A 13,440-nucleotide genomic window follows, 5' to 3' on the forward strand; every position below is an offset into this window, starting at 1 on the left:
TTAATTTAATAAATCTGAATTTATTTTTTCCAACTCGCTATAAATATCCTTTACATCTTGTGAGTTTTCTTTTTGCAAAATTAGATTAGCAGTACTTGTGTAGACAAAAATAGTATTCTTTAAACCTAGAAAGGTAGTATGCTTACCAGAGCCTATTACCATATTCCCATTTTTATCAATTGGATGTTTTTTTGATACTAAATAATCATAAACAGATTCAAATGATCCCAAATCCGACCACGAAAAAGCAGCTGGTACAACTTTTATTTTCTTACTGCGTTCCATTACAGCATAATCAATACTAATTGATGGAATTTCTAAAGACAAATCCAAATCTAAGAACCCTTCTTTACTTGATTCCCAAACAGCCTTAGATTTTTCATAAACATCTGGTTGAAATTGTTTTAGTTCATCTAAAAGAACACTAGCCTTGAAACAAAACATCCCACTATTCCATAAAAAATTTCCTTTTGCAATAAATTCCTTTGCTGTTGTTTCATTTGGTTTTTCTCTAAATGAAATTACTTTATCTCCTTTTGATTCGATATAGCCATAACCCGTTTCCGGTTTTGTTGGAATAATCCCAAATGTGACAATAAAACCATCTTGTGCTTTTAAAACAGCCTCATTTATAGCCTTATTGTAGTCCTCCATTTTATCTATAATATGGTCAGAAGGAGTTACAATTAAAATATCGCTGGGATCTGATGCAAATGCAGCAAATGCAATTGCAGCGGCAGTATTTCTAGGCGTAGCTTCTACTATATTCACATAAGAAGTTTTGGTTTTATCCATAACTTTACCACTTAAGTGATGATTATCTACATTTCCAACTACCATGACTTTATTTGCTAAATGACTGTTACGGTCAACTGTCATCTCAAATAAAGATTTATTTTCAAATATCTCAAGATATTGTTTAGGTTGACTTTTTCTTGATAGTGGCCACAATCTGCTTCCCACTCCTCCTGTCAAAATTACATGTATGATTGAATTGTTTGTTTCCATTTCTTTCTTTAAAATAAAAAGACTTTTATTTACTACAGTCTGTTATCAGCTATAGAACCTAAAACTCCTTTTACGTCGTATATTAAACTATTATCTTTTTTCATCTGATTAAAATTTAATTCTAAAAATCCAGAATGAGAGACTCCTAGAACAATTGCATCAAATCTATTATTTGGAAGAGCGTTTAATGTTACTAAATTATATTCTTTTTTTACATCATCTGCATTAGCTATAGGATCAAATATTGTTACTTCAATTCCATAGTCCTTTAATGCTTTTACGACATCTACAATTTTTGTATTACGAACATCCGGACAATTCTCTTTAAAGGTAATCCCAAGCATTAGAAGATTTGCTCCATTAACTGAAATTCCTTTTTTAATCATCAATTTTACTATTTGCGAAGCTACATATTCCCCCATACTATCATTTAAACGTCTTCCTGCTAGTATTATCTCAGGATGATATCCAAACTCTTGGGCTCTCTGTGCTAAATAATATGGGTCTACACCTATACAATGTCCGCCAACTAAACCGGGCTTAAAGGGTAAGAAGTTCCATTTTGTAGACGCTGCTTCTAATACTTCCTGAGTATCAATATTCATTAAATTGAATATTTTAGCCAGTTCATTTACAAAAGCAATATTTATATCTCGTTGTGAATTTTCTATGACTTTAGCAGCTTCTGCTACTTTTATAGAAGGCGCTAAATGAGTTCCAGCAGTAATGACTGACTTATAAAGATTATCAACTTTTATCCCAATTTCTGGAGTTGATCCTGAAGTTACTTTTAAAATCTTTTCAACTGTATGCTCTTTATCTCCCGGATTTATTCTTTCAGGAGAATAACCTGCATAAAAATCTTCGTTAAATTTTAAACCAGAAATTCTTTCTAAAACTGGTACACATTGTTCTTCTGTAACACCTGGATACACAGTCGATTCATAAATTACTATATCTCTTTTTTTTAATATTTTACCAACTGATTCACTTGATTTATATAAAGGAGTTAAGTCTGGTCGATTATTTTTGTCGACTGGAGTGGGAACAGTTATTATGAAATAATTACAATCAGATAAATCATCTAAAGAAGTTGTGCAATATAAACCAACTTTGGAATTAGAATTATTAACTAAAACTTTTTGCAAAGTGGCATCATCGACTTCTAATGTTGTATCTGTACCTGATTTTAAAGACGATACTCGTGCTTCATTTATATCAAAACCAATAACTGAATATTTAGTAGCAAATAGTCTGGCCAAAGGCAAACCAACATAACCTAAACCAATAATGGCTATTTTTATGTTTTCATTCAATTTGTAATCTTTTTTATCTATTTCAGTCATAACAATTCACGGCTTCGCCACTCTGAGTCACAAATATTTGACACAGATATTCTAAAATCATTTTCGGCAAATATAACATTTTAAGTCAATCTATTCAATACGGTTTCCCGTATTAGTGCGAAAACAATCAATTAAACAATAATAATATACACCAACACATTATTAATCAGTATATAAAAAAAACATATTATATAAAAAACAGAAGCTAAAATCCCTAATTAGAGAAATTTCGCTTCCGCCTTAACCACAATAGTAAGATACTAAACTAAATTATTTGTATTTTATTTTAAGTACACACCCTAAAGATTCAAGCACTAAAATACAATGTGTGTTAGATATCTCCTGAACAATTGCATTTTGATTATTAAATGCTCCCGATTCTAACTTTATTCTATCACCAATCTGAACTGAAGTTACTGAAATATCACTAATATTTGGTGCTTTAAGACTAGTTTTTATAATATCAATTTCACTATCTTTTACAATAGCAGGTTTTCCCAACCAAAATAAATATCGAATTACACCCGATATTTGAAAAACAGAATTTCGATCGATGTCTTCTAACTGAACAAAGACATACGAGTTAAAAAGTGGTACTTCAACTTTCTTTTTTCTATCTGACCATTGTTTAATCTGAGTTATTAATGGACAATAACACTCAATTCCTATTTCACTAAGCTTTTCTGCAACTTTTTTTTCCCATTTGGGTTTTGTATAAACTACATACCAATTTTTCATTTTCCTTTTTATTGAAATAAAACTTAAACCAATCTTTCACTAATCATTTTCATATTAAATTTTACCTCAATATCTTTTTTACCTACGAACCTATTCCTTTATAGATAAAGCCAATTGATTCTAACTCTTTTGCATTTAATATATTTCTTCCATCAAAAAGAAATGCAGGCTTGTGCATTGAATCATAAATTTTTTTCCACTCATATGTTGTAAACTCATCCCACTCCGTTAGAATTGCAATTGCATGCGACCCTCTACATGCCTCATAAGGATCATCAAATATAGCTAATGATTTACTATTTTGTTCAGCAGTTCTGGTTTCTAAATAATCTAAATCGCTTAACATTTTATTTCTTGAAACCTTTGGATCATAAACGGAAATTTTAGCCTGTTCATTAATCAAATCATCAGCTACATATATTGCAGCAGATTCACGAGTGTCATTGGTATCTTTTTTGAACGCCCAGCCTAAAAATGTGATTTTTTTATCAGCAACTGTATTATATAATGTTTGTACAATTTTATTGGAAAATCTTCTTTTTTGATGATCATTCATTATGATTACCTGTTCCCAATAATCTGCAACTTCATTTAGTCCATATGATTTTGCTATATAAACTAAATTTAAAATGTCCTTTTGAAAACAAGAACCTCCGAAGCCAACCGAAGCTTTTAAAAATTTTGGACCAATCCTACTATCCATTCCAATAGCTTTTGCTACTTCACTTACATCAGCACCTGTTTTTTCGCATAATTCAGACATTGCATTTATTGATGAAATTCGCTGCGCTAAAAAAGCATTTGCTGTTAGTTTAGACAATTCTGAAGACCAAACATTTGTTGTTAAAATTTTATCTTCACTTACCCAATTCGCATAAACATCAACTAAAGCTTTTATTGCAATTTCACCTTCAGGCGTTGTATCACCTCCAATTAAAATTCGATCTGGATTTAATAGATCTGTAACCGCCGTTCCTTCTGCTAAAAATTCAGGATTTGATAAAATTTGAAACTGAACTCCATTTCCTGTATTATCAAGAATGCTTTTTATTGCTTCGGCTGTTCTTACCGGCAAAGTTGATTTTTCAACAACAATTTTATTTTGTTTGGCAACTTTTGCTATTTGACGCGCACAAAGTTCAATATATTTTAAATCAGCAGCCATCCCTTTCCCTTTACCATAGGTTTTGGTTGGTGTATTTACCGATATAAAAATGACCTGCGCTTCATCAATTGCTTTCTCTACTTCTGTTGAAAAAAAAAGATTTCTTCCTCTCGCCTCTGCTACTATTTCTGAAAGTCCTGGTTCATAAATAGGAATATTATCTGTATTGGGATCATTCCAATCTTTAATTCTTTGTTCATTCAAATCGACTACAGTCACTTGAATATGTGGACATTTTTGAGCAATTACCGCCATAGTTGGACCTCCAACATAACCTGCACCAATGCAACAAATTTTTGTAATTTTCATTTATTTACTATTATCTTGATCCTTATTTTATTTCAAATTGTTCCAATACCAACTTACAGCTTCTTTTAATCCTTCTTGCAAAGAATATTTAGGATTATATCCTAACATTGTTTTTGCTTTGTCAATACTTGCTAATGAATGAGGAATATCTCCAGCTCTATTTGCTCCATAAACAATTTCAACATCAGCAATTTTCGAATCAAATTGCGCTAAATATTCTTTTAAATATCGAACCAAATCGTTTAACGTATTTCGATCACCAAATGCTGTATTATAAACTGTATTTATTGCTTCAGGATTTTGACTTGTCATTGCCAACTGATTCATCTGAATCACATTGTCTATGTATGTAAAATCCCTGGAATAATTTCCATCACCATTAATTACCGGACTTTCATAATTCATTAATTGCATTACAAATTTTGGAATCACAGCAGCATAAGCTCCATTAGGATCTTGCTTTCTTCCAAAGACATTAAAATAACGCAACCCTATTGTTTCTAATCTATATGTTCTACTGAAAATTTCAGCATATAATTCATTTACATATTTCGTAATCGCATACGGAGATAACGGTTTACCAATTATATCTTCTACCTTTGGCAATCCTTCTGAATCTCCATATGTTGAAGAACTGGCAGCATAAATAAAGCGTTTTATTTTTGCATCGCGAGCAGCTACTAACATATTGAGAAAACCAGAAACATTTACATCATTTGTTGTAATCGGATCGTTTATAGATCTTGGAACAGAACCTAAAGCAGCCTGATGCAAAACATAATCAGCACCCTGAACTGCTAAAACACAATCTTCAATATTTCGAATATCTCCTTCAATTAATTTAAAATTAGGATTATCTACAAAATTTTTTAAGTTATGATGATGTCCTGTTGAAAAATTATCCAAACAGATTACTTTGTGCCCTAAACCTAAAAAATATTCAGATAAGTTTGAACCAATAAAGCCAGCTCCACCAGTAATTAAAATTGTATTTTGATTTGATAATTCCATTATTCCAAATTATTTTTTCTTGAATTTATTTAAAATCCCATTCCAGAAATTTGACTTTTCCTCTTCTTCATGATATCCATTTGAATAAGCTCCATAACCATATCCATAACCATAAGCCGTGCCGTATTTTGCTTTATTCTCATACCCATTTAAAACAATACTTGCATTCGATAATTCACCTCTTTTTACCCTTGTATTAAGCAATGTAATCATATCTTTTTTGGTATAATTCTGTCTTACTATATAAAGAGTAACATCAGCATATTGGGCTAGTTCTAACGCATCTGACACTAATCCTACCGGCGGAGTATCCAGAATAATATAGTCATATTTGTCTTTCAGCTCGAAAATTAACTCATTCATTGCATCACTCAAAATTAACTCTGATGGATTTGGAGGTATGGGCCCTGAAAGTATAACGTCGAGATTAGGAATTTGTGTTGAGTTGGTAATTTCAGCTAAACTATTTTGTTTAATTAAATAATTCACAACTCCTATTTGATTTTTCAAATTAAACTCATCTGCCAATCTCGGTTTTCTCAAATCCAAACCTATGATAACAGTTTTCTTTTCGCTTAAAGCGAAAACTGTAGCAATATTTATAGAGCAAAATGTTTTTCCCTCGCCACTTATTGATGAAGTAATCATTAAAGTCTTTGACCCACTTAATTGTTGTTTTTTATACAAAAACTGCAATGAAGAACGAATTGTTCTAAAAGCTTCAGAAAGCGCAGATTTTGGTTTATCGAAAACTGCTAAATTCAATGAATTTTTATTAACTCCAATTACACCAATTAATGGGATTTGAGTTAATTTACTAATATCATCGGCACTTTGAATCGAATTATTGATAAAGAATATTCCAAAAACAAACAATAATGGCACAAGTGTTCCAAGAAATAAAGCTAATATATAATTTACAGAAGTTTTTGGACCTATTAATCCTCCACCAATATCTTTTGCAGAATCTATAAAATGAATATCGGATAAATTAGATGCTTTTACAATCTCTGCCTCATTTCTCTTTTTAAGAAATTCAGTATAAATATTATCACTTAAGTCATATTTTCTTTGAATCTTCAGTAGTTCCTGTTGCTCTTCAGGAAGTCTTTTTACGGTACTTTCTGCCTCACCTATTTTAGCATTTACCATTGACAAATCATACATTAAAGAAGATTTTGCCGTAACAATATTTTCCAGCAAAACATCTTTGACAGCCCTCATTTGATTGTCAAAATCTTTAAAAATCTTATCGCTCTTAACCGCATAAGCCATTTCTGATCTCTGGGTAGAAAGCGCAATAAGTTTTGACACATTCACGACAACATTGGGATCTTCAATTCCCGCAACAGATGGCGCAGGCAATCTTGAATAATCGACACTATTGTTTAAGTAAGATTTTAAAGAATTATAATAAGCTATTTTTCTTGTGACTTCATCTTTCTTAACATCAAAGTCCATCAATTTACCAGAAACTACAGCTCCTCCACCTTCAATTTCATAAATGTTTTTATCCTTTCTAAAAGATTTCAATTCACCGCCAGTTTGTTTTAATTGAGATTCCATTGCAACAAGAGTGCTGTCAATAAACCTGATGGTATTAGTTGCAAATTGATTTTTTCCGTCTAGCTGAATTTTAATTAACATTTTTACAGTGGAATTCAAATAATCAACCATTCTGGCTTTATTCGTTCCTTGCATTCCTAAAGTTAATATGGATCCTCCTTTATCATCAGAACCAACAGTGATACCTCTATAACCCGCAACCGTTCCGTCAAAATCATTGAATTTCACAAAATATTCATTACCATTGTACAAACCAGGATTGTCATTTATTTGCAACTTCCAGTTTAGAAATGGCAACGAAACCTGTTCTCCAACCTTATATTTCTTAACAAATAAGTCTGTAGGTTGAACTGCAGTATTACTATACGAATTTGTAGAATATGTTATCAAGGAAACTGAATTGTTTTCGAAAGGAATTCGAATTTGATATTCATTTTCGCTCACGAATTTAATCCCTATTAATGTATTTGCGAGCTGCCCTTTTGATTTATCAATATCCACATAAAAAGGAACAGCGCCATAGGCATCAATTAAATTGTATTTTCCTTGTGTAAAATAATCAATATAGAATTGCAACTTACTCACAACTAATTCATTATGAGATCTTGATTGCAATATTGTAGAAATTCCGTTTACCTGATCAGAAATCCCTCCCCAGTTAAAAACTAAACTTGTATTTGATGTAAAAAAAGGATTACTTTCTTCTTTGATAGAAATCATAGTCTGCATTCCGTAAATTTTTTCTTTACGAATATTGACTTGATAAGCAATTGTAAATGCAATTATCAAACTAGCCAGAAACCATTTCCAGTAACTTAAAATTTTTAATAGAAATCCCTTAAAATCAAAATTCGAATGATTTTCAAAAATGGAAAAATCTTTTATATCTAACATATTTTGAATTTGGTTTTAATTTTTAAGCAACAAAAATACGGTTGTAGCTAATGACAAAATGGTAACAATTGTACTAATAGATTCTATACCTGTTTTACCAGTTCCCCATGTTTTTTGTTTAAGAGGCTTTACATATATATAATCGTTTGGCTGTAAGTAATAATATGGAGATTTCATTACATTAACATCTGTTAAATCTAAGTCATGCATTTGCATTCCTGTTGGTGATTGACGAATTACAGTTACGGCTTTTCTATTTCCTGTAATAGTTATATCTCCGGCATTTGCAACAGCTTCCATAATATTTACATGTTCCTGAAACAATGTTTTTGTACCCGTACTTCCAACTTCACCGTTTATAGTATATTTAAACCCAGCTAGTTTTACAGTAATAAAAATATTAGCCTCACTTTTAAAATATTCCTCAAGCAACTTTTTTTCAATTATAACTCGAACTTCTTCAAGAGTATATCCTATAACATTTATCTCACCCAATATTGGCATTCTTATGTTCCCGTGATCATCAACTGTAAAACCATTAAAATATAAATCGGATTCAGATTTACCTGCCGAAGCATTTTGAGTGGTATTAAAAATTGACACCAGTTTAGGATCAATTGCTTTTATATCAACACTTAAAACATCATTTACCTGTAATCTATAAGGTTTTGATTCTACTGCAGCAATATTATTTTGTTCGCCAGAATTATTTTTATCCTGCAAATACACCAAATCTTTTACAGGAATACACGATGTAAATAAAGCCCCAATTAATAGTAATATATAAAAGCCGTTCTTTGTCATTATTAAAATTTTATCGCAAATATAGCTTTTCCTTTAATCTTCAGAAAATCTAAGTTTATTTAGGGTTTATTTAATTATTTTTGAAGGTTTTTTCGAACGGAACACGATGTAAAATACTTCTTCCAAGAGTGATTTCATCTGCATATTCTAATTCATCTCCAACAGAAATACCTCTGGCAATTGTAGAAATTATAATTTCAGATTCGGCAATTTGTTTATAGATATAAAAATTTGTTGTATCTCCTTCCATTGTAGAACTTAACGCAAAAATAATCTCAATTACTTTTCCTGATTTTACTTTTTCAACCAGAGTTGAAATATTCAACTGACTTGGACCAACTCCTTCTATTGGAGAAATTTTACCACCAAGAACATGATAAATCCCTTTATATTGTCCAGTATTTTCTATAGCCATAACGTCCCGAATGTCTTCAACAACACAAATAGTCTGATGATTTCTTGCTAAATTTGCACAGATTTCACAAACTTTAGTATCTGAAATATTATGACAACTTTCGCAAAATTTTATATCTGCACGCATATTCAATAATGCCTGAGATAAAAATCCGGTTTGTTCTTTTGGTTGTTTTAATAAATGAAGTACTAATCGCAATGCCGTACGCTTACCAATTCCAGGCAATTGCGACATTTCGTTGACTGCTTTTTCTATTAATTTTGATGAAAATTCCATGACGACAAAAGTAATACTTTTAATGGTTTAGTAGGCTCTGAGGCAACTAAATTCAGTTTTATCGAGATACTAATTATAACTACAAAAAGTTCTTTGTAGCCCAGATAGCAACGATATCCTTTTTCTGGCTTCTTTAGCCAGGAAAAGATATAGTGGATAGCTGGAAAAAGCTCCAAAAAAATTAATATTGATTAGTAGCCAATAAAACCAAAGTACAAGCAACTTCTGACTTAATATTATTCAACTCTAATAATTGATACAATTCAGGATTTTCTGTCCCAGGATTAAAAACTACTCTTTTAGGCTGAGCCTCGATGATGTAATTATAATAATCACGTTGGCGAGTAGGATTTAAATATAAAGTGACTGTATCTATATTTTTAACCGGAATAGCTTTTGTATGGATTTTTACACCCGCAACTTCTCCTGTATTTTGACCAATTGCTAAAACAGTGTGTCCTTTATCAACTAACATGTTTATGGCTCTAAAAGCGTAACGATCTGGTTTTGTGGTAGCACCCAGAACTAAAGTTTTCTTATTTTTCATTATTTTTCAAATATGTTACAAAAGTAATCAAAAAGAATGAGGTTAGTTTAGGTTATTGATTTAGAAATAATAACATTAAAAATAATATACTAACTTGAATTTGCTCTGAAGTATCAAAAATTAACTATTTTTACTACATTAACTAAAACAGCATGGATTTATTCATTTATTTATTTGCGGCACTTTTCTCCGTATTAAACCCTATCGGAACAGTTCCGATTTTTGTTGGATTAACGCAACATGATTCTCAAGAAGAACGTTCCAGAATTTCTCTTTGGACTGCCATAAACGTTTTTATCATTTTGATTGTATCCTTTTTTATTGGTCAATATGTTTTGTCATTTTTCGGAATAAGTATTGATGCCCTTAGGATTGCAGGAGGAATTGTAATTGTAAATTCCGGATTTTCATTACTTTCGGGAAAAATAAATAAAAAACGAGGAATCAACAAAAAGGTTGAAACCGATGCACAACAACGTAACGATATCGCTCTAACGCCATTAGCAATCCCAATGTTAGCAGGTCCGGGATCAATTTCTTTGCTGATTGCTTTTCATCAGGAACACCACGGAATGGAAGAAATAATTATATCGTCTTTAGCAATTTTAGCTATTGCGGTTGCAATTTTTGCCATTCTAAAAAGCGCACACTATTTAGCCCGAATACTAGGAGCTTCGGGAATTGTAGCTATTTCAAGAATTGTGGGTTTCATTGTTATTTCTATCGGAATACAATATATTGTAAGCTCAATCATAAATATTGTAAAGGGAAATTTGATGTAGAGATTTTTTTTATCATAAAAATGTCTCCATTTTTAAAACAACAATCATTCGAATATGATTATAATATCTGTCAAAATGGACATTTACATGATATTTTTTATCTTTAAAACTCAGAATTCTTAAACCAAATGGCGTTATCTTTGAGCCTTTAGAAAATTTATATTTATTATGGAACAGAAAATACATCAGGGAAGAAACGTAAAACGTTTCAGAGAAATGCTTGGCATCAAACAGGAGTCATTGGCTTTTGATTTGGGAAATGACTGGAATCAAAAGAAAATTTCTGTGCTTGAGCAAAAAGATGTAATTGAGGATAATATACTTAGTCGAATTTCTAATTCATTGAAAATTCCTGTTGAAGCGTTTCAAAACTTTGATGAAGAGCAGGCGGTAAATTTAATTTCGTGTAATTTCTCTGATAATGCAATGTTCAATAATAGAATTGAAGTTTTCAATAACAATCCGATTGAGGAAATTAAAAAACTTCACGAAGAAAAAATTGCTTTGTATGAGCGCATGTTGAAAGAAAAAGATGAAATGATGACAAGGCTTGAAAAATTAATAAATAGATAAGAAACTTTTATTCATAGTAAAAAAGGCTCAACCAAATGGTTGAGCCTTTTTTATATTAAATTTTACTAGTTATAAAACAACTTAACTTCTTGGCAAAAATACTTCTGCCATCATACATCTGGCGCTTCCTCCTCCACAAGCTTCAATTGTATCAAGACTTGAACTCAAAATTTCAGCATGATTTTCTATTTGAGTAATTTGTTTTTGAGTTAAACTCTGATGTGCAGACGCACTCATCACTATATATTTTTTATCATTTGTTCCTCGAACTTCAAGCATATTGCCCGCAAAATTATTAACCTGAGCTTCGGTAATCAAAATGATCTCTTTTTTATCTGCTTTTAAATTATCTAGAACCATTTTGCGCTCTTTTTTATCATCTATACAATCTGCACAGATAACTGCAAAAGTTTCAGCTAAACACATCATTACGTTTGTATGATATATTAATTTACGCTCTCCATTAACTGTCTGGAAAGCTTCAAAAATAACAGGAGCATAATCAAAATCTTCACAGAATTCGATAAATAATTCTTCATCGGCACGTGGCGACAATGCGCAGTACGCTTTTGCATTAGCACGATCTAAAAGCAAACTTCCGGTTCCTTCAAGAAAAAAACCATCTTCTTCTGCAGATGTATAATCCATTATATTCGAAATTTCGAAACCTTTGTCTTCAAGAGCATCTAAAATATCTTCGCGACGTTCCTGACGACGATTTTCTGCAAACATTGGATAAAGAGCCACATCTCCATTTTCGTGGAATGAAACCCAGTTGTTTGGAAAAATACTGTCCGGAGTATCTGTTTCCAAAGTATCATCAATAACCGTAACATCGACCCCAACTGCTCTTAATTTTTCTACAAAAACATCGAATTCTTGTTGTGCTTCTGCATTTACCGTACTTGGCAAAAGACCATCTAATACTTTTTGGTAATAATTATTTACTGCCGTTTGCTCATTCATTCTAAAAGCAACTGGTCGAATCATTACAATTGCATTTGTCGTTTGTTTCATAATCTTTATTTTTTGTTTCAGATTTCATGTTTCATGTTTCATATTACAAAAATGTGAAACTTGAAACTTTTTAATCTCTAATTAACGGAAGTGTTGAACATCGTAATAAGCCTTCTTGTTTCGCAATTTCTGCATAAGGTATTTCCTCAACAGTAAAACCTTTGGAACGTAACCAATTGTTAAGCCTTGTAAAGTTTTTCTCTGAAACTACTACATTTTCATCAATAGAAAACACATTAGAAAACATATTATACATTTCATTTCTTTCGATATGGAATAAATTTTCTTTTCCAAAAAGATTCACTAAATACATATAATCGGCTTCCTCACGAAAACCTCTTTTATAAATAATCCCTTTATCTTTGCCTACAGGCTGAAAACAACAGTCTAAGTGTAAAGCATTATCACGAGCTTCGATTTTAGATTTAACCAAATCAAACTCTTTTACAATTTTATTCGGAAACAATTCTTTAATATAATTTACACCATGCATATTTGTTCTTGCTGTAATGTAATCTTTATAATCACTCCCTTTGTATGTTCCAATGAAAATATGATCATTCCAAAGCATAACATCTCCTCCTTCAATATGAACTTCTTCTGGCGGACGAACCACTTTCAAAGGATCAATTTGATCGAGTATATATTGAATTGCATCTAATTCACGTTCTCTGTCCGGAAGAATATTTGATTTAATGAAAGTATCATCAATTACAAATCCAATATCTCTCGCAAAAATCTGATTGTAATTTTCAATCATTTCAGGACGATACACTTTTACATCATGTTTTTTAAAAACAATATTAAAAGCATCCATTTCAGCAACCATATCTTTTTCGATTGGATATGTTCCTGCTTTAATATGTTCCAATGATTTAGGATCATAAGCTTCATCTACAGATGGAGTTGGACCATTATGAACCGCAGAACCCAAAACTACTGCACGTAATCTTGACGTTTCGTTCTTTATATTTAATTGCAACATAACT

At 31.3% G+C, this 13,440-nt stretch carries 13 protein-coding genes; 2 read left to right on the forward strand and 11 right to left on the reverse strand.

Features of this window, described 5'->3' with window-relative positions; all coding sequences use genetic code 11:
* From KHA90_RS12985 to KHA90_RS13025, 9 genes are all read right to left on the reverse strand, one after another.
* Complete coding sequence (locus tag KHA90_RS12985; RefSeq protein ID WP_213300629.1) at positions 1 to 1,008, reverse strand: mannose-1-phosphate guanylyltransferase; 1,008 nt, start codon at positions 1,006 to 1,008, stop codon at positions 1 to 3.
* 32 nt (positions 1,009 to 1,040) lie between these two features.
* Complete coding sequence (locus tag KHA90_RS12990) at positions 1,041 to 2,354, reverse strand: nucleotide sugar dehydrogenase (RefSeq protein ID WP_213300643.1); 1,314 nt, start codon at positions 2,352 to 2,354, stop codon at positions 1,041 to 1,043.
* Between the two features lie 270 nt (positions 2,355 to 2,624).
* Positions 2,625 to 3,092: a UpxY family transcription antiterminator gene (locus KHA90_RS12995; protein ID WP_213300646.1), complete on the reverse strand. Its 468-nt coding sequence runs from the start codon at positions 3,090 to 3,092 to the stop codon at positions 2,625 to 2,627.
* A gap of 82 nt (positions 3,093 to 3,174) precedes the next feature.
* Positions 3,175 to 4,566, reverse strand: coding sequence for a UDP-glucose 6-dehydrogenase (locus tag KHA90_RS13000; RefSeq protein WP_213300649.1), 1,392 nt, complete (start codon positions 4,564 to 4,566; stop codon positions 3,175 to 3,177).
* A 27-nt stretch (positions 4,567 to 4,593) separates the two neighbouring features.
* Positions 4,594 to 5,577: an SDR family oxidoreductase gene (locus KHA90_RS13005; RefSeq protein WP_213300653.1), complete on the reverse strand. Its 984-nt coding sequence runs from the start codon at positions 5,575 to 5,577 to the stop codon at positions 4,594 to 4,596.
* A 9-nt stretch (positions 5,578 to 5,586) separates the two neighbouring features.
* A complete protein-coding gene (locus KHA90_RS13010; RefSeq protein ID WP_213300667.1) occupies positions 5,587 to 8,037 on the reverse strand; it encodes an exopolysaccharide transport family protein in 2,451 nt (816 codons plus the stop codon).
* A 15-nt stretch (positions 8,038 to 8,052) separates the two neighbouring features.
* Positions 8,053 to 8,841 carry a polysaccharide biosynthesis/export family protein gene (locus KHA90_RS13015; RefSeq protein ID WP_213300670.1) on the reverse strand — a complete coding sequence of 263 codons (789 nt, stop codon included), beginning with the start codon at positions 8,839 to 8,841 and terminating at the stop codon, positions 8,053 to 8,055.
* A 70-nt stretch (positions 8,842 to 8,911) separates the two neighbouring features.
* Positions 8,912 to 9,532, reverse strand: a complete 621-nt coding sequence (recR, locus tag KHA90_RS13020; RefSeq protein WP_213300688.1) for a recombination mediator RecR — start codon at positions 9,530 to 9,532, stop codon at positions 8,912 to 8,914.
* Positions 9,533 to 9,713: 181 nt separating this feature from the next.
* A complete protein-coding gene (locus tag KHA90_RS13025; RefSeq protein WP_213300691.1) occupies positions 9,714 to 10,079 on the reverse strand; it encodes a CoA-binding protein in 366 nt (121 codons plus the stop codon).
* A 152-nt stretch (positions 10,080 to 10,231) separates the two neighbouring features.
* Here KHA90_RS13025 and KHA90_RS13030 point away from each other — a divergent pair, with 152 nt between their 5' ends.
* Entirely contained in the window at positions 10,232 to 10,861 is a 630-nt protein-coding gene (locus KHA90_RS13030) for a MarC family NAAT transporter (RefSeq protein ID WP_213300705.1), read from the forward strand.
* A gap of 168 nt (positions 10,862 to 11,029) precedes the next feature.
* Positions 11,030 to 11,434: a helix-turn-helix domain-containing protein gene (locus tag KHA90_RS13035; protein WP_213300707.1), complete on the forward strand. Its 405-nt coding sequence runs from the start codon at positions 11,030 to 11,032 to the stop codon at positions 11,432 to 11,434.
* A gap of 81 nt (positions 11,435 to 11,515) precedes the next feature.
* Here the strand turns inward: KHA90_RS13035 and ctlX are convergent, their stop codons facing one another.
* Complete coding sequence (ctlX, locus tag KHA90_RS13040; protein WP_213300709.1) at positions 11,516 to 12,451, reverse strand: citrulline utilization hydrolase CtlX; 936 nt, start codon at positions 12,449 to 12,451, stop codon at positions 11,516 to 11,518.
* Positions 12,452 to 12,521: 70 nt separating this feature from the next.
* Complete coding sequence (locus KHA90_RS13045; RefSeq protein ID WP_213300711.1) at positions 12,522 to 13,436, reverse strand: dimethylarginine dimethylaminohydrolase family protein; 915 nt, start codon at positions 13,434 to 13,436, stop codon at positions 12,522 to 12,524.
* Between the last annotated feature and the right edge of the window lie 4 nt (positions 13,437 to 13,440).

This window comes from Flavobacterium psychroterrae, assembly GCF_018380615.1.
Classification (GTDB): domain Bacteria; phylum Bacteroidota; class Bacteroidia; order Flavobacteriales; family Flavobacteriaceae; genus Flavobacterium; species Flavobacterium psychroterrae.